General features: G+C 67.9%; 18 protein-coding genes. 14 read left to right on the top strand and 4 right to left on the bottom strand.

Features of this window, described 5'->3' with window-relative positions; genetic code table 11:
• Positions 1–44 precede the first annotated feature (44 nt).
• The 11 genes from E0T84_RS24805 (at position 45) to E0T84_RS24755 (ending at position 9,633) form a co-directional block, all read left to right on the top strand.
• Positions 45–836 (top strand): lysophospholipid acyltransferase family protein, encoded by a 792-nt coding sequence (locus tag E0T84_RS24805; RefSeq protein WP_138745793.1) that lies wholly within the window; start codon positions 45–47, stop codon positions 834–836.
• Positions 837–898: 62 nt separating this feature from the next.
• Positions 899–1,288 carry a nitroreductase/quinone reductase family protein gene (locus E0T84_RS24800; protein ID WP_138745792.1) on the top strand — a complete coding sequence of 130 codons (390 nt, stop codon included), beginning with the start codon at positions 899–901 and terminating at the stop codon, positions 1,286–1,288.
• Position 1,289: 1 nt separating this feature from the next.
• Positions 1,290–1,622 carry a TfoX/Sxy family protein gene (locus E0T84_RS24795; protein ID WP_070945300.1) on the top strand — a complete coding sequence of 111 codons (333 nt, stop codon included), beginning with the start codon at positions 1,290–1,292 and terminating at the stop codon, positions 1,620–1,622.
• 70 nt (positions 1,623–1,692) lie between these two features.
• The gene (locus E0T84_RS24790) at positions 1,693–1,917 is read left to right on the top strand and encodes a hypothetical protein (RefSeq protein ID WP_070945299.1); all 225 of its coding nucleotides are present in this window, start codon (positions 1,693–1,695) and stop codon (positions 1,915–1,917) included.
• A gap of 14 nt (positions 1,918–1,931) precedes the next feature.
• Positions 1,932–2,798, top strand: coding sequence for an oxygenase MpaB family protein (locus E0T84_RS24785; RefSeq protein WP_138745791.1), 867 nt, complete (start codon positions 1,932–1,934; stop codon positions 2,796–2,798).
• Positions 2,798–3,049: a hypothetical protein gene (locus tag E0T84_RS24780; protein WP_070184985.1), complete on the top strand. Its 252-nt coding sequence runs from the start codon at positions 2,798–2,800 to the stop codon at positions 3,047–3,049. Before E0T84_RS24785 ends, E0T84_RS24780 begins: the two co-directional genes overlap by 1 nt.
• A 69-nt stretch (positions 3,050–3,118) precedes the next feature.
• Entirely contained in the window at positions 3,119–3,700 is a 582-nt protein-coding gene (locus tag E0T84_RS24775) for a hypothetical protein (RefSeq protein ID WP_138745790.1), read from the top strand.
• A gap of 9 nt (positions 3,701–3,709) precedes the next feature.
• Positions 3,710–4,438, top strand: coding sequence for a DUF72 domain-containing protein (locus E0T84_RS24770; protein ID WP_138745789.1), 729 nt, complete (start codon positions 3,710–3,712; stop codon positions 4,436–4,438).
• A gap of 11 nt (positions 4,439–4,449) precedes the next feature.
• A complete protein-coding gene (locus E0T84_RS24765) occupies positions 4,450–5,688 on the top strand; it encodes an NAD(P)/FAD-dependent oxidoreductase (RefSeq protein WP_138745788.1) in 1,239 nt (412 codons plus the stop codon).
• Between the two features lie 151 nt (positions 5,689–5,839).
• Positions 5,840–6,484 (top strand): hypothetical protein, encoded by a 645-nt coding sequence (locus E0T84_RS24760; RefSeq protein ID WP_138745787.1) that lies wholly within the window; start codon positions 5,840–5,842, stop codon positions 6,482–6,484.
• A complete protein-coding gene (locus E0T84_RS24755; RefSeq protein ID WP_138745786.1) occupies positions 6,484–9,633 on the top strand; it encodes a helicase HerA domain-containing protein in 3,150 nt (1,049 codons plus the stop codon). The genes E0T84_RS24760 and E0T84_RS24755 overlap by 1 nt, the downstream gene beginning before the upstream one ends.
• Here the strand turns inward: E0T84_RS24755 and E0T84_RS24750 are convergent.
• On the bottom strand, positions 9,630–11,117 hold the full coding sequence (locus E0T84_RS24750; RefSeq protein ID WP_138745785.1) for an acetyl-CoA acetyltransferase: 1,488 nt from the start codon (positions 11,115–11,117) through the stop codon (positions 9,630–9,632). The genes E0T84_RS24755 and E0T84_RS24750 overlap by 4 nt on opposite strands.
• A 123-nt stretch (positions 11,118–11,240) precedes the next feature.
• Here E0T84_RS24750 and E0T84_RS24745 point away from each other — a divergent pair, with 123 nt between their 5' ends.
• Both E0T84_RS24745 and E0T84_RS24740 read left to right on the top strand, forming a co-directional pair.
• Complete coding sequence (locus E0T84_RS24745; protein WP_138745784.1) at positions 11,241–13,610, top strand: phosphoketolase; 2,370 nt, start codon at positions 11,241–11,243, stop codon at positions 13,608–13,610.
• Between the two features lie 38 nt (positions 13,611–13,648).
• Positions 13,649–14,413: a CPBP family intramembrane glutamic endopeptidase gene (locus tag E0T84_RS24740; protein ID WP_070184978.1), complete on the top strand. Its 765-nt coding sequence runs from the start codon at positions 13,649–13,651 to the stop codon at positions 14,411–14,413.
• A gap of 80 nt (positions 14,414–14,493) precedes the next feature.
• Here the strand turns inward: E0T84_RS24740 and E0T84_RS24735 are convergent, their stop codons facing one another.
• Positions 14,494–15,510 (bottom strand): zinc-binding alcohol dehydrogenase family protein, encoded by a 1,017-nt coding sequence (locus tag E0T84_RS24735; protein WP_138745807.1) that lies wholly within the window; start codon positions 15,508–15,510, stop codon positions 14,494–14,496.
• A 13-nt stretch (positions 15,511–15,523) separates the two neighbouring features.
• Positions 15,524–15,826, bottom strand: coding sequence for a GlsB/YeaQ/YmgE family stress response membrane protein (locus tag E0T84_RS24730; protein WP_070946168.1), 303 nt, complete (start codon positions 15,824–15,826; stop codon positions 15,524–15,526).
• A 456-nt stretch (positions 15,827–16,282) separates the two neighbouring features.
• Here E0T84_RS24730 and E0T84_RS24725 point away from each other — a divergent pair, with 456 nt between their 5' ends.
• On the top strand, positions 16,283–16,540 hold the full coding sequence (locus E0T84_RS24725) for a hypothetical protein (RefSeq protein WP_138745783.1): 258 nt from the start codon (positions 16,283–16,285) through the stop codon (positions 16,538–16,540).
• A gap of 27 nt (positions 16,541–16,567) precedes the next feature.
• Here the strand turns inward: E0T84_RS24725 and E0T84_RS24720 are convergent.
• Positions 16,568–17,418, bottom strand: an 851-nt coding sequence (locus E0T84_RS24720; protein ID WP_138745782.1) for an APA family fibronectin-binding glycoprotein, incomplete at its 5' end; no start/stop codon positions are given.

Below are 17,418 nucleotides of genomic sequence, written 5' to 3'. Positions count from 1 at the left end.
GGCGGGCGGTTTATCCGCCCGGCATTCGGGTCAATCTGGCCATGATGGACGGAACCGAGCTCGACCAGTGGGATCCTGACGTGGCCCGGCAGGTGAAATCCCTGGCCGACCCGATCGTCAAGTGGTGGTTCCGTTCCGAGGTGCGGGGCCTGGAAAACATCCCTGGCGACGGCGCTGCCCTCGTCGTCGCCAACCACTCCGGCGGCATGCTCACACCCGACGTGCTGGTCTTCGCTCCGGCGTATTACCGGCACTTCGGGTATGAGCGTCCGCTGTACACGCTCGCTCATTACGGTGTGCTGCTCGGACCCACCGGGGCGCTGTTGCGGCGGCTGGGGATCGTCCACGCCAGCCGCGAGAACGCCGCGGCGGCCCTGCATTCGGGTGCTGTCGTACTGGTGTTTCCCGACGGCGACTATGACGCCTACCGGCCTACCGCCGAAGCGAACACCATCGACTTCAACGGGCGGACCGGATACGTGCGTACCGCTCTCGCCGCCGGTGTCCCGATCGTGCCCACCGTCTCGATCGGTGCCCAGGAAAGCCAGCTGTTCCTCACCCGAGGCCACTGGCTGGCCAAGCGGCTCGGGCTGCCCCGCTTCCAGCTGGACATCCTTCCGGTGAGCATCGGCATCCCGTTCGGCCTCAGCGTCATCGTGCCGCCCAACCTGCCGCTGCCCACCAAGGTGATCACCGAAGTCCTGCCGCCGATCGACATCACCGCCCGATTCGGCGACAAACCGGACATCCACGAGGTCGACGCCCATATCCGCACCGTCATGCAGACCGCACTCGACCGGCTGGCTTCGCAGCGGCGCTTCCCCATCCTGGGCTGACCCTGGCCGCCGACGGTGCGATCGGAAGGGCCTGTTCAGGTAAGCCTCGCTAGGGTTGCGTCATGATCGATCTTCGTGATCTCAAGCGGCGCATCGTCCACGGCACCCAACGCCGCCTCGTAAACCCCATCGGCCGCCGGCTGCCCGTCACCATGCTGGAGACCATCGGTCGCAAAACCGGCCGGCCACGGCACACCGCCGTCGGCGGCAGGGTGATCGGTGACCAGTTCTGGATGGTCTCCGAACACGGCGACCGGTCGCACTATGTGCTCAACATCAGGGCCAACCCCGCTGTGCGAGTCCGCATCAACGGGCACTGGCGCAGTGGGACCGCGCACCTGCTGCCCGACGACGACCCGGTCGCACGATTGAAAGGGCTGCCAACGCTCAACAGTGCGGTGGTCCGTGCCGCGGGCACCGACCTGCTGACCCTCCGCATCGACCTCGACTGACATGGCCTTCGATCCGAATCTGGCCGACCGCATCCGGGAGCTGGCGGCAGCCGAAAGCGGTATCGACGAGAAGCGCATGTTCGGCGGATTGGCGTTCCTGATCAACGGCAACATGGCCGTCGCGGCAACCCGGGAAGGCGGCCTGATGGTGCGGGTGGCGCGGGGCGACAGCGACAAGCTGCTGCAACGCGACCACGTCGAGCCGATGATGATGGGCGGCCGGGAGATGCGGGGATGGCTGCGGATCGCGGGCCCCGGCGTGAAGACCAAACGCCAACTCCAATCGTGGGTCGCCCGGGGAATCGAGTACGCCAAGAGCCTGCCGCCCAAGTAATTTCCGGGACGCCGAGCAGAATCACCATTAACATAGAGCCCGCCTGACAACGACGGGGGCGCGTTTTTCCATGCTGACCGCAGTACGCAAGATTCTCGGCTTCCAGATGACCATCGCCGAGTGGATCGGCACCGCCATCATCCTGGCGGTTCCCTATCTGCTGATCGGTCTGGTCTGGTCGCTCACCCACACCGGGCACCTGGCCGGCATGCACGGCGCCGACGCCACGGTGTCCTTCCTGGGTTCCATCGTCTCCTGGCCCGTGCTGCTGTTCACCAACGTGTGCATGAGCTGACGAGGAGACGGCGCATGATTTCGACCCCCGCCAACCGGATCTCGATCACCCGGCGCACCTCACGTTGGTCCGACGAGGACGTCACCATCGCCGACGCGATGGACCTGTGGGGGTTCGCCGCCGGCGCGGCCAACGTGATCATGCAGCTGGCCGCGCCGGGTGTCGGCTACGGAGTCGTCGAGAGCACCGTGGATTCCGGCAACCTGCTCAAGCACCCGTGGAAGCGGGCCCGCACCACCCTGAGCTACCTGGCGGTGGCCATCCTCGGCACACCCGAGGACCGTGCGGCGTTCCGCGACGCCGTCGACGCCGCGCATCGGCAGGTCCGGTCCGGACCCACAAGTCCCGTGCAGTACAACGCGTTCGACCGCAACCTGCAGCTGTGGGTGGCGGCCTGCCTGTTCGTCGGGTTGGAGGATGTCTACCAGCTCTTGCGAGGCGAGATGACCAACGCCCAAGCAGAGCAGTTCTACCAATCCGCGGCAACACTGGGCACCACCCTGCAGGTCAGCCCCGAACAGTGGCCCGCGACACGGCCGGAGTTCGACACGTACTGGGACGCCGCCTGTGCCCAAGTGGAGATGGATGACGTCGTCAGGAAGTACCTGCACGATCTGGTGGACCTGAGAATGATCAACCCCTTGCTGCGGATACCGTTTCGGCCGCTGCTGAAATTCCTCACGGTCGGCTTTCTCGCCCCGGTGTTCCGCCATGCCGTCGGCTTCGGCTGGGGCCCGCGCCGACAGCGCCTGTTCGAATGGCTGTTTTGGACAGTGGCTTTCGGCAACCGCTTCCTGCCGGTGTTCATCCGACAGGGCGGCAGTTACCTGCTGCTCGCCGACGTCCGCCGGCGTGTGGCCGCCGGCAAGGCGCTGATCTGATGGACCGGATCCGCCGCGCCCTGAGCTACAAGCTCAGCGTCGAGCAGCTGCTCGAGACCCTCATGTGGTTGTCCCTGCCGTACCTGGTGATCGGCCTGGTCTGGACGTTCTTCCATCCCGAGCAGGTCCAGCTCATCGAGGCGAGCCTGCTGACCAAGTTCCCGGCCGGTGCCGATCTGGTGGCCTTCGGTCAGGTGACGCTGTTGTGGCCGGTGCTGTTACTGGGCGCCGACGTGTGCGTCACGATGTGAACGCCACAGCAGCCGAAAACCCGACGCTACCGCCCGGGTAGGTACCTCGATTGGCTAGGGTCTTGCGTCGTGAAGGCTTGCCTCATCCGCTGTGCAATCTTTGGCGCCGCCGCGATCGCGCTTTCCGGATGCGCGTCGGGAACCGTTGTCAACACCGATGATGCCGCGCCGCCGGCACCCACGAGCACCACCACGGCACCACCGGTGTTCGGTACCGCGCACCTGGTGAACGCTGCCGACTACCTGCTCGAGGTCGACGGCCGCAAGGCCTACTACTTCAGCACCCCGAGCGGACGCTGGCAGTGCGCGATCCTGCCCCGCGAACGGGCCGGCTGCCAAGCCGCCGGCGGTACCTCGTCGATGGCTGTGACCGGAGCACCCGAAGAGGTGCCCGACCCCGCCGGCGGCACGGCGGCACCGAATGCCCTTGTGCTGGACCGGGCCGCCGACGCCCAGTTCGCCAACCTGGCACAGCCCGAATTCGCGCAACCGGCCGCCGTGGTGCTGCCATTCGGGAAGGTGCTGGCGGTGGCCGGATTCCGCTGCAACGTCCAGGAGCAGTCCGGGGTGTCGTGTGTGCGGGAGTTGTCCGGCCGAGGTTTCACCTTCTCGGCCGAGGGCTACACCCTGCGGTACACGGACGTCCCCTAGCGATGGCACATGATCAGGATCGGCACCTCGGGTTGGTCATACGACCATTGGACCGATGTGCTCTATCCCCGCGGCACACCGGCGAAATCCCGACTGGCCCACTACGTCGACGAATTCGACACCGTCGAACTCAACGGCAGCTTCTACCGCTGGCCCGCTGACACCACGTTCACCGGGTGGCGCGACCAGATGCCCGACGGTTTCACCATGTCGGTCAAGGCGCACCGCGGGTTGACCCACTATCGGCGGCTGCGCTCGCCGGAGAGCTGGACACCGAGGTTCGAGGAGTATTGGAAAGTGTTCGGCGCGCACAACGAAGCGCTGCTGGTTCAGCCGCATCCCGCCCTCGAACGCGACGACGAACTGCTGACCGGGTTCCTGTCGCAGCTCCCCCGCCAGATCCGGGTGGCGATGGAGCTGCGCCACCCCTCGTGGGATGTGCCTGCGGTGTATGAGCTGCTGGAACGGCACGGGGCCGCCTATGTGGTGATGAGCGGTCCCGGATTGACCTGCAGGCAGGTCGCCACCAGCGACCTGGTCTACGTTCGCATGCACGGCCCGGGCGAAGGCGGTATGTACGCGGGCTGCTATTCCGACGACGAGTTGCAGAGATGGGCACAGCAGATCCGCGAGTGGGATCGGGACGGGCACCGGGTCGTTGTCTACTTCAACAACGATCTCGGTGGTCATGCGGTACGTAACGCCCGGAAACTGAAGCAAATGCTGTCGGGCGAGTAGGCTGAGTTGGCATGACCACGTCGTCCACATTCGCGATCGTCGGCGGTGGGCTGGCCGGCGCCAAGGCCGCTGAAGCTTTGCGGGACAATGACTTTGACGGCCATGTCGTGTTGTTCGCCGCCGAAGACCGGCTTCCCTACGAGCGTCCGCCGCTGTCCAAGGAGTACCTCGCGGGCAAGAAGACTCTCGATGACTTCACCGTCGATCCGGCGGCCTGGTATCGCGACCACAACATCGAGGTGCGGCTGGGCACCGAAGTCAGCGCCCTCGACCCCGCCGAACACACGCTCGCACTTCCCGACGGCACCACCGTCGGCTACGACAAGCTGCTGCTGGCCACCGGGTCCTCATCGCGGCGGCCGCCGATCCCCGGATCGGATGCGTCGGGGGTGCACTACCTGCGCACGATCGACGACGCCGAGACCTTGAGTGCGGCATTGCGCCCGGGGGCGACACTGGCCGTCGTCGGCGCCGGCTGGATCGGGCTGGAGGTAGCCGCCGGTGCCCGTGGCCGCGACGTGAACGTCACCGTCGTCGAAACCGCCCGCCTGCCACTGCTGGCCGCCCTGGGCGCCGAAGTCGGCGAGGTGTTCGCACAGTTGCACCGCGACCATGGCGTCGATCTGCGGTTGGGCCAATCGGTGCAAGAGGTCACCACCGACAACGGCACCGCCACCGGGCTGCGCCTCGGCGACGGCTCGACCGTCCCCGCCGACGCGGTGCTGGTCGCCGTCGGTGCGGCGCCGAACATCGGGCTGGCCCAACGGGCCGGCCTGGCCGTCGGAGACGGCGGGGTCCTCGTCGACGCATCGCTGCGCAGCAGCGACCCCGACATCTACGCCGTCGGCGACATCGCCGCCGCCCAGCATCCCTTCTTCGGGATGCGGATCCGCACCGAGCACTGGGCCAATGCGCTCAAACAGCCCGCGGTGGCAGTCGCGGGGATGCTGGGCCGAGGCCCGGAATCCGCCCGAGAGTACACAGAACTGCCTTATTTCTTCACCGATCAGTACGACCTCGGCATGGAATACGCCGGACACGCACCCGAATATCAGCGGGTGGTTTTCCGCGGCGACGTTGCTGGACGAGAGTTCGTCGCGTTCTGGCTCGACGGCGGGAACCGGGTTCTGGCGGGGATGAATGTCAACGTGTGGGACGTCCTTGACGACGTCAAGGCGCTGATCCGGTCGGCCGCCCCGGTCGATCCGGAACGCATCGCCGACCCGGCGCAGCCCCTGCCGGTCGGGTAGCTGCCGGCCCCGCGCCCGACGTGCGGGCGAAACCCGTGCAGCGCAACGACATTCTCGCGGGGTCAGGGGCACACGCTAACGTGCATGAGACACGTGCCGGTATCGCCCCGCCCGCGTGCCCCAACCACGACGGCAGGAAGGTGAGCATCCGGTGAATGTCGCGCCCGACGAGCTGACCGGCACCGAGCAGGCAGTGCTGCTGGTACTCATGGCCGAGTCCCGCCCGGTGCCCAACCCCGAACTGGAGCGGCTCGGACCCAAACTCGACAAGCCGAAGCGCGACCGGCTCAACCGGTTGGGCCTGATCGAATCCACCGGCACCCGGCCCGTCGTCCACGAACTGACCGATGCCGGCTGGGCCCTGTGCCGGTCACTTTTCGGCGCAGATGCGCCGCCCCGGTCCACCGGGCAGGGCAAGGCGCTCTACACACTGCTGGGCGCGCTGCATCGCTACTTCGAGCGAGCCGAGCTCGTACCCGCCGACGTGTTCCTGCCTGCCGAGCGACCCGCTGAGGTGCCCGTACCGGCAACCGGGGCAGGTCCCGAAATCCAGTTGCGTACCGCCTACGCCGGGCTGGCTGCCCGGCCCGGCGGCTGGGTGAGCCTGCTGCGGCTGCGCCAGGCCGTACCCGGCCTACCCAGACCGACCGTCGACGCCGCGCTGATCAGCCTCTATCAGCAACCCGGCGTCAGCCTGATCCCCGAGGAGAACCAGAAGGTGCTGACCCCCGCCGACCGCGAAGCCGCGGTGGAGATAGGTAACCAGGACAAGCACCTGATCGCGATCGAGTCCTGATGGAGTTACAGCACCGCGAAGCGCTCAGCGCGCTTCGTCTGACCTGGGCGCCGACCGCCGACGATCTGTGGCATTCGCAGGGCGCGCTGCACGTGCGCGGTCTGCACGACCGGCCGATGGCCGACGTGATGGCCGCCTTCGGCGACGCCGAACGGGAGTCCGACTCCAGCCCGCTGGGCGTGGTGGTACGCGGCCCGGCGGGTTCGGGCAAGACCCACCTGCTGGGGCAGGTGCGCGAACAGGTGCAGACCAGCGGCGGATTCTTCTTCCTCGTCGAGCTGCTCGATGCGGCGAGTTTCTGGCAGTCCGCCCGCGCAGGCATCCTGGAAAGCCTGGGCAGGCCGGGCAGCGAGCGCGAAACCCAGCTGAAAGACCTGCTGTGGGAACTGTCTTCGGTGGCCCACATCTCCCGCGCCAACCGCCGGGCCGTGATCGGCGACGACGACCTGACCCCCGAGATCCTCACCGACTTCGTCAACTCACTGCACAAAGTCCACCGCCACACCGTCAAACGTGCGCACCACACGCTGCGCGCCCTGGTGCTGCTCGGTGCCGGCGATCTTGAGCTTCAGGATGTCGGTGAGGCATTCCTGACCGGCAGCGGTGAGAAAGAAGCCTGGGGCCTGCCCGCGCCGGTGCTCACCCCGCAGGAGTCGGTGCGCGACATCTCCCGGCTGATCGCCCTGGCCGGGCCGTCTGTTCTGGCCATCGACCAGATCGACACCCTGCTGGCCCAGTCCACCGATCGAACCGACACCGTCACGGACTCCGCTGGTACGGCCCGCCCCGCGAGCAACCGCGACCTCGAACACATCGCGCACGGTCTGATGTCGATCCGCCAGACCATGCGGCGCACCGTCGGCGTGGTGGCCTGCCTGCCCGCTGCCTGGGAAGCGATCCAGGACCGCGCCACGGCCACCGTTCAGGACCGCTTCCGGACCACCGCGCTGCTGCAGGGCCTGCCGACACCGGAGGTCGGCCGCGCCATCCTGGAACGGCGGTTCACCGCCAGCTACTCAGCGCTCGGATTCGCCGCGCCATATCCGAGCTGGCCGATCCTGCCCTCGGCGTTCGACGAGGCGACCCAGTACACGCCACGCCAGCTGCTCAAACGCGCAGACACGCATGTGCGCCAATGCCTGGAACGCGACACGATCGAAGAACTGCCCCAACTCACCGGCGAGGTCGCCACACCCCACGAGCCCACCGGCAACGGCGCCGCGCTCGGGGACACCGGCGAACTGGACCGCCGCTTCGCCGACTACCGGCGCCGTGCGGTGACCGTGGCCGCGCTGGACCCCGACGGCGAGGACACCACGATGCCCGGCCTGCTCTCGGCGGCGCTGGACGCCTGGATCACCGAGCTGGGCGAGGCCGGGCAGGCGTTTCGGCCCGATCCACTTCCGGGCCAGCGGGTGGTGCTGCACGGCCGGCTGCGCCAGACCCTCGACGCCGCGACCGACGACGAACGGCACTGGGCATTTCGCGCGATCTCGTCCGGCAACGCCGTCGCGGTGCAGAACCGGGTTCGAAAGGCCTGGGAGGCGACAGGCTTCAACCCCGACCGGCGTCGGCTGTTCCTGCTGCGGAACACCGCGTGGCCCAAGGGCGCGAAGACCGCGGTGATGATCGCCGAGTTCGAGGCGGCCGGCGGCCGGGTGCTGCCGATGAGTGAGGACGACGTACGCACCATGACGGCGCTGCGCGATCTGATCGACGACAACCACCCCGACCTGCCCGAGTGGCTACGCCGGCGCCGCCCCGCCCACGGGATCGGCTGGCTGCGCGCCGCCCTCGGAGAGATCGCGGGCGATCCGCCGCCCCCGGCCCAGATCGACGTGGACGACGAGCTCGCGACCGGACCGATACGGACGCAGACGTCCGCACCGGTCAGCATCGAGCACTCGCCCACCGCGGTCACCCTGGGCCTCGACAGCGCCGGCGGGCGTCCGGTATCCGTCGACCTGGCTGCGCTGCGTAAACACACCGCGATCTTCGCCGGCTCCGGATCGGGCAAAACCGTGCTGATCCGGCGACTGGTCGAGGAGTGCGCGCTGCGCGGCGTGTCCTCGATCGTGCTGGACCCCAACAACGACCTGTCCCGGCTGGGTGTGCGTTGGCCCGACAATCCCCCGGGCTGGAATCCGGCCGACGACGAACGTGCCGAGGCATACTTCGACAACGCCGAGGTCGTGGTGTGGACGCCGCGCCGCTCGACCGGTCGGCCGCTGGCCTTCTCGCCGCTCCCCGATTTCGCCAGTGTCATCGACGACGACGACGAGTTCTCCGACGCCGTCGAATCCGCTGTCGCCGCACTGGAACCCCGCGCCCTGATCTCCGGCAACACCGCCAAGGCCGAGCGGTCCCGCGCAGTGTTGCGCGAGGCGCTGCGGTTCTACGGGGCCAAGCCGATGGTAACCCTGGGCGGGTTCATCGACCTGCTCAGCAACCTGCCGGTCGAAGTCAGCGCGCTGGGCGGGGCACAGAAGCTGGCCGCCGAGCTGGCTCAGAACCTGCGCGCGGCCACCGTCAACGATCCGCTGTTCGGCGGCACCGGCACTGCCGCAGATCCCGGGATGCTGCTGACTCCGTCCCCGGGTTATCGCGCCCGGGTGTCGGTGATCAGCATGGTCGGCCTGACCAGCGACCAACAACGCGAGGGGTTCGTCAACCAGTTGCAGATGGCGCTGTTCGCCTGGATCAAGCGCAACCCGGCCGGGGACCGGCCGCTGGGCGGGCTGCTGGTGATGGACGAGGCACAGAACTTCGCGCCGTCCAGTCACACGACCGCCTCCACCCACAGCACCCTGGCGCTGTCCTCGCAGGCCCGAAAGTACGGGCTGGGACTGGTTTTCGCCACGCAGTCCCCACGCGGGCTGCACAACCACATCCCCGGCAACGCCACCACGCAGTTCTACGGGCTGCTGAACTCCCCCGCCCAGATCGCCGTGGCCCGGGAGATGGCCCGGGTGAAGGGCGGTCACGTGCCCGACATCAGCAAGCTGCGGTCAGGCCAGTTCTATGTGGCCTTGGAAGGCAATGCTTTTCACAAGGTCCAGACACCCTGGTGCCTGTCGAGTCATCCGCCCAGCCCGCCGACCACCGACGAGGTTCTGGCGCTGGCCCAGCGGGAACTGGCGGCGCGCTAAAGCAGGGTCGCGCTGCCGTCGGCGTGCACCTGAACCTTGGCCCCGGCGATGTCCTCCGACATCGTCGCCGCGGCCTGGGACTCGTCGACGATCCGGGCCAGCGTGCGTGCGTCCTCGGGGGTGCGTACCGCCAGGAAGGCCCGTTCCGCGGTGCCGTCACGCCCCACCGGCGTGGTCCAGGATTCCACGGTGCCGGTGCCGGCGAAGTCCACCTGCAGCTGCCGTGTCGGCTCCGCATCCACCTCGGATTGCACGTCCTGCCAACGGAATTCATCTGTTGGCGGCTCGGTGCCGTACACGCCGAAGCTGTGCTTGGTGAGGTAACCGCCGTTGGCGGTGACCAGGCCCCGGGTCCCGGGATTTGCCACGAGTCGCTCGGCCATGGTGGCGATCGAATGGGACACGTAGTTGTTCCACGGCCCGCCCGCGAATGTCAGCCCGCCGGTCACCGTCAGCGGCCGCAACGGATCATCCAGGGGCAGACCGAGCTCGGCCGCCGCCACCTGCACCGCCGACGGGAAGCACGAATACACGTCGACGAAATCCAACTCGTCGGCCGTCACCCCGGCCAGCTCCAGGACTCGGCGCCCGGCGATGCGGATCGCCGGTGACCGATAGAACTCGGCCCGCTCTCCGATCGCGTACGTATCGTGCGAGTCTGTCCCGGCATACGGGAAAACCCAACGGTCGGAAGGGATCTGGAGATATGTCGCCTTCTCGACCGTCGTCAGGATCAGCACCGCGCCCTGGTCCACCATGTTGTTGGAGTTCATCAGCTTGGTGTAGGGCCAGCTGATCATCCGATTGTCCGGGCCGGGTTGCCAGATCTGCTCGGCGGGCACCGCCTCGGAGCTCCAGGCATGCGGGTTGTCGGCCGCCACCGCACTGAACCGCGACCACAGCCGGCCGATCCGCTTTCGGTGCTCGTCGCTGGTCTCGCCGCCCGCGATCCGCAGTGCCTGCTCGAACATCGGGTACACATAGGCCGGCCGGTCGAGCTTGATGCGCAGCTCGGCCTCGCCGGCCATCGGCACCCCGTCATGCGCACCCGGGGCCTCGGGTACGGATTCGTCCTGGCGCGTCCATTCCGGTTTGATCCCGCGGGCGCGCAACCGGCTGCGGGTCCGCCAGGTCTCGGCACCGGCGATCAGCACCACCTCGGCCCGCCCGCCCTGCAGATCCCGGCAAGCCTCGTTCACCAGCGTCTGCGGAACGTTGCCGCCGACCCCGGTGTAGCGCGTCGCGGCTTTCTCGGCCCGGATACGCTGCGCCAGCAGCAAACCCGGATCGCGGTAATGCCAGGACAGCAGGTTGACGATTCGTACCGAATCGACCGCCTCGAGCACCCGTGGGTCAGCGGCGGACCGGGCCGCAGCAACCATCAGATCGACCGGTTCGACATCCGGCTGCTCCTGCCGTTGGTTGACCTGGCCGTAGCCCACCAGTACCGGGGATCGCGGGTCGAGAGTGCGCGGGACCGTCATGCCCACGAACCTAGCCGACGCAGGACACGACCCCCACGCACGCACTGGCCGTTGGTTGATCGGTATGAATTCGGGTACTTGGATCGCGGGCGCCATTCACCGACACCGGCCACTATGGAGAACATGAGCGACGCGACTGTCTCAACGGCATTGACCGACACGGAACTCGAGCAGCTCAACGCGTACTGGCGGGCGGCCAACTACCTGTCCGTCGGTCAGATCTATCTGTTGGACAACCCGCTGCTCACCGAGCCGCTGGCCGCCGAACACGTCAAACCGCGGCTGCTCGGACACTGGGGCACCACCCCTGGATTGAACCTGCTCTACACCCATCTCAATCGGATCATCCGGGAACGCGACGCGAACGTCATCTACGTCACGGGCCCCGGCCACGGCGGACCGGGCCTGGTGGCCAACGCCTATCTGGAAGGCACCTACAGCGAGGTCTACACCGGCCTCGGGCAGGACACCGATGGTCTGCGGAAGCTGTTCCGCCAGTTCTCCTTTCCCGGTGGGATCCCGAGCCACGTGGCAGCCGAAACCCCCGGCTCCATCCATGAGGGCGGCGAACTCGGATACGCGTTGGTGCACGCCTACGGCGCCGCGTTCGACAACCCGGACCTGGTGGTGGCCTGCGTCGTCGGCGACGGCGAGGCCGAGACCGGCCCGCTGGCCGCCAGCTGGCACTCCAACAAGTTCCTCAACCCGGTCGTCGACGGCGCAGTGCTGCCGATCCTGCACCTGAACGGCTACAAGATCGCCAATCCCACGGTGCTGTCCCGTATTCCGCAAGAAGAGCTCGAATCGCTGTTCTACGGCTACGGCTACCGCCCCATCACCGTGGCCGGCGACGACCCGGACATCGTGCATCAGCAGCTGGCCACCGGCATGGACGAGGCGTTCGACCAGATCGCAGCGATCCAACGTGCGGCTCGCCTCGACGGCGAGCCGGGCCGGCCGCTGTGGCCGATGATCGTCCTGCGCACCCCCAAAGGCTGGACCGGGCCGCGCGAGGTGGACGGGAAGCAGGTCGAAGACACCTGGCGGTCCCACCAGGTGCCGCTGTCGGCGACTCGGACCAACCCGTCGCACATGGCACAACTCGAGACGTGGTTGCGCAGCTACCGGCCCGAGGAATTGTTCGACGCCACCGGGGCGCTGCGGCCCGAGCTACGCGCGCTGGCGCCCTCGGGCGCCCGCCGGATGAGCGCCAACCCGCATGCCAACGGCGGATTGCTCCTTCGTGATCTCGACCTGCCCGATTTCACCGAATATGCAGTTCCCGTGGACAAGCCGGCAACCGCGACCGCCGAGGCCACCCGGGTGCTCGGCACGTTCCTGCGCGATGTCATCGCCGACAATCCGGACCGCTTCCGGCTGATGGGCCCGGACGAAACGGCATCGAACCGCCTGGGCGCAGTGCTGGAGAAGACCGACAAAGCCTGGCAGGCCGAAACGCTGCCCGTCGACGAGAATCTGGCGCCCGACGGCCGGGTGATGGAAGTCCTTTCCGAACATCTGTGCCAAGGCTGGCTGGAGGGCTACCTGCTGACCGGGCGGCACGGGTTGTTCAACTGCTACGAGGCCTTCGTCCACATCGTCGACTCGATGCTCAACCAACACGCCAAATGGTTGTTCAGCAGTTCTCACCTGACATGGCGCCGGCCGATCGCGTCGCTCAACTATCTGCTGACCTCCCATGTATGGCGCCAAGACCACAACGGCGCGTCGCATCAGGATCCCGGCTTCATCGACCACGTCGCCAACAAACGACCCGAAGTGGTGCGCGTCTACCTGCCGCCGGACGCCAACACCCTGTTGTCGGTCGCCGACCACTGTCTGCGCAGCCGCCAGTACGTCAATGTCATCGTGGCCGGCAAGCAACCCGCCCTGACCTACCTCACGATGGACGAGGCCGTCGCGCACTGCACCCGCGGGTTGGGAATCTGGGAATGGGCGAGCAATACGACCGGCGAACCCGATGTGGTGCTGGCCTGCGCGGGCGACATCCCGACGCTGGAGACCCTGGCGGCCGCCGACATCCTGCGCCGCCGCCTGCCCGAGGTGAAGGTCAGGGTGGTCAACGTCGTCGACATCATGCGCCTGCAACCCGAGTCCGAACATCCGCACGGGCTGTCCGAGCGTGAGTTCGATTCGATCTTCACCACCGATAAGCCGGTCATCTTCGCCTACCACGGCTACCCGTGGCTGATCCACCGGCTGGCCTACCGGCACACCAACCACGCCCAACTGCACGTGCGCGGGTTCAAGGAGCGGGGCACGACGACGACGCCGTTCGACATGGTGATGCTCAACGACCTCGACCGGTTCCATCTCGTCATGGACGTGATCGACCGCGTCGAGGGGCTGTCGGCCAGTGCGGCCGGGCTGCGTCAGGAGATGGTCGATGCACGATTGGCCGCCCGCAGCTACACCCGTGAACACGGCGAGGACGATCCCGCGATCGCCAACTGGACCTGGGAGCCGATGTGACCTGGGTAATTGCGCCGCACCGGTAAGATTGCCGAGTCATGTCTGATCAGAGCGCCGTGGCCGCGCATCCTCATCCGCTGGTGGCCCAGCTCTCGGCATTGCATCACTTCCGGATCTACGCCGACATCGGCATCGTCGTCGTCATCCTCACGGTGACCAACCTGATCGCGCACTTCACCACTCCCTGGGCCAGCATCGCCACCGTCCCGGCGGCCGCAGTCGGTCTGCTGATCCTGGTGCGAGCCCGTGGCCTGGGCTGGGCCGAACTGGGGCTGGGTCGCGAACACTGGCGCTCCGGTGTCGGTTACGCACTGGCGGCCGTGGCGCTGGTGGTCTCGGTGATCGCGATCGGGACGATGCTGCCGTGGACCCGTCCGATGTTCATGAACGACAACTACGCCACCATCTCGGGTGCACTGCTCGCGTCGATGGTCATCATCCCGCTGCAGACGGTGATCCCCGAGGAGCTGGCATTCCGCGGAGTGCTCCACGGAGCCCTCAACCGGGCCTGGGGTTTTCGCGGAGTCGCCGCAGGCGGCTCACTGCTTTTCGGCCTGTGGCACATCGCCAGTTCGCTCGGGTTGACGAGTGAGAACGTCGGCTTCACCCGACTGTTCGGGGGCGGCATCTTCGGCATGGTCGCCGGTGTGGTGCTGGCCGTCGTTGCCACCGGCATCGCCGGCTTCGTCTTCACCTGGCTGCGCCGGCGCAGCGGCAGCCTGATCGCCCCGATCGCGCTGCACTGGTCACTCAACGGCGTCGGCGCGTTGGCCGCCGCCGTGGTCTGGCATCTGTCGACCTAACCGCCGGCGCCCCGGCTCAATTCGCGGCGCGGCGACGCGCCCGGAACTCCCGATTCTTCAACTTGTTCCCGCACTCTGAGCTACCCGTGGAGCACCGCAGCACCGGCGATACGTCCCGCGCTCAGATCCGCCAGCGCCTCGTCCGCACGGTCCAATGCGTACACCGGGGTGCTGACCGCCATCCGGTGCTCACCGGCGAATGCCAGGAAATCACGCGCGTCGGAACGGGTATTGGCGGTGACCGACCGGATCTCGCGTTCCTGGAACAGATGTCGTTGATAGTCCAGGGCCGGGATGTCGCTGAGGTGAATGCCCGCGATCGCCAGCACACCGCCCCGGTCGAGTGCTGCCATCGCGGGCAGCACCAAGTCCCCCACCGGCGCAAACAGAATCGCGGCATCCAGGGGTTCCGGCGGCATATCGGCGCTGCCCTGCACCGACGATGCTCCTAGCTCCAGGGCAAGTGCACGCGCCCGCTCGCCACGGGTCATCACGTGTACCCGGGCCCCCTGAGCCAATGCCACCTGCGCGGTCAGGTGCGCACTACCGCCGAAGCCATAGAGCCCCAGTCGCCCGCCCGGCGGCAGATCCGTACGCGACAGCGCCCGGTAGCCGATGATCCCAGCACACAACAGCGGCGCCAGCTCGACATCGGAGTACCCGGAAGGCAGGCGCAGCGCGAAAGCGGCCGGGACGGTGGTGAATTCGGCGTAGCCGCCGTCGGCGTCCCAACCGGTGTACAACGAGGACGGACAGAGATTTTCCCGGCCACGCAGACAGTAGCGGCAGCGCCCACAGGTGTGCCGTAGCCAGGCCACCCCGACGCGATCACCCGGCGTGAACCCGCCGCCGGCATCGGCACCGATCGCGACCACCTCGCCGACCACCTCGTGCCCGGGTATCACCCGCGGCCGGTGTACGGCCAGATCCCCTTCGGCGACATGCAGATCTGTTCGGCACACGCCGCAGGCCAGCACCTTGACCAGCAGTTCGCCGGCCCCCGGCTGCGGAATCGGCACACTGACGCGGCGCAGCGGATGCGAACCGACGGGGCCCGGGGCTACGACCTGCCAGGCCGTCATGGCCCCCGAGCCCATCACCGGCGCCAGCTCAGCTGCGCCGGCGCACCAGCCCGACGATCCAGAGCAGGATCACCGAACCCAGGATTGCCGTGAAGAGGGTGAACCACCACCCGCCGGACGCGGTGTCGACGAAAAAGCTGAGCAGGAATCCGCCGATGAGCGCACCGACCACGCCGATGACGATGTTCATCAGAATGCCGGCACCGCCGCCGTCGACGATTTTGCCTGCGATCCAGCCGGCGAGCGCGCCGATGATGATGTAGCCGATCCAGCCAACACTGGTCAGCGTGGAGGAACGAGCCAGGATTTCGGTAGCCGCCATTACATCCATTGCAGATCTCCTGCCTGTCACTGGCCGGCCCAGCGGGCTCGCTGAGCCACACCCCAGGTGTACCTCCCGAACGTAACGATTCGGTTGGCGGTTTGGGAACGATCAGCGTTCCTCCACAGATTCCCCAACCCGCCGCACCGCAGGTCACGCACGGCCCGGCAAACGAAGATCACATTGTCGCGAACGGGCGCGTATGGCTACCGTGGGAATCATCTGGCAACTGGCCGCGAACATACTGTCAGCGCCACGCGAGGTACCCCGCCTCAGACCGAGAGGGGGGCTATGTACTGCATATTTGCTACGGGGCATGGTGGCGGGCCGAGCCGCTCCGGACACCGACTCCGGCCGGCTTCAGGCCGGGCAGCTACCGCACATCCACCTCGGGCGCCACACTGGCAACACGCGTCACACACGGTGGCCAGCAAACGTTTTCCGGCCATCGGCGGAGGAGGGCACATGAGAACATTGGTCGGCTTGGCCGCCTGCATGTTGGCGGCCGGGGGCATTGCACTGGCCGGCGCCGCCCCGGCGAGCGCCGGCTGTCGGGGCGGCTGGACCCCCTGGGGCGGCGGCACCACCTGCGACGGGCCCATCGGCCACGACGGCAGCTTTCAGCGGTGCGTCACCGCGGGCGCGATGGGTTTCGGCGGAACGAACTGCTACCAGATGAACGTCAACAACCTCGGCGGCAACGTGCCGTACGTCGGCCCCTGAGGACCGACGCACCACACCGCACGGCTATCAGGCCGGGGGCTGCATTTCCGGCGGGGCGTCGGTGACCGGCACCGGCACGCCGACACCCGGATGCGCCGGATCGGCCGGGGGCGGCGGCGAGTTCGGGTCAGGAGCGGCCGCCGCCGGCGGCGTCCACGGCCGGATCGAGTTGGCCAGTGTCGCGGCAGCAGCCTTGTCCACCGGATTGCTGGCCGAGCCCAACCACACCACGAACCAACGTTCCGGTGCGCGTTGCCCGCGCGGGGTTCCCGGGGGCGACGGCGCACCGACCACGCCGGCCCAGATCTGGCCGTTGGGCTTGTTGGTATCGGTGAACTTCACCTCGTAGTACGACGCGACGCCGGTGAGCCCGTTGGCGTCGAGCGGCACGGTCTCCTGATTCACCCGGGTCCCGGGGAACGGCATGAAGAACTCACCCATGTCGGAGGCCAGCCGGACCGCCGCCTTGGCGTTGTCGGCCTCGGCACCGGCGAACAGCTTCAGATCCAGGCGCCCCAGCAGCACACTCGTGTCGTTCGGCGGCTCAGGAGTGCCCTCCGGCGGGATCTTGGTCAACAACGCCTGCCCGTAAGACAACTGGGTTGCGTCCGAAACCTTCCACCCACCGGGCACCACATAGCTGAACCCGCCCGCGGCATTGTCGACACGACCCGGCTCCGGAGCGGGCGGGGCGGGCGGCGGGACCGGCGCATTGGGATCGACGGGTGCCGGAGCGGGAGCGGGTGCACCGGGAGCAGGCGGCGGAGCCGGCGCGGGCGCACCGGGAGCAGGCGGCGGAGCCGGCGCGGGCGCACCGGGAGCAGGCGGCGGGGCGGGAGCGGGAGCGGGAGCGGGCGCCGGAGCACCGGGCACAGCCG

This window comes from Mycobacterium sp. DBP42, assembly GCF_005924235.1.
GTDB lineage: Bacteria > Actinomycetota > Actinomycetes > Mycobacteriales > Mycobacteriaceae > Mycobacterium > Mycobacterium syngnathidarum.
This window is presented reverse-complemented; position numbering and strand designations above follow the sequence as displayed.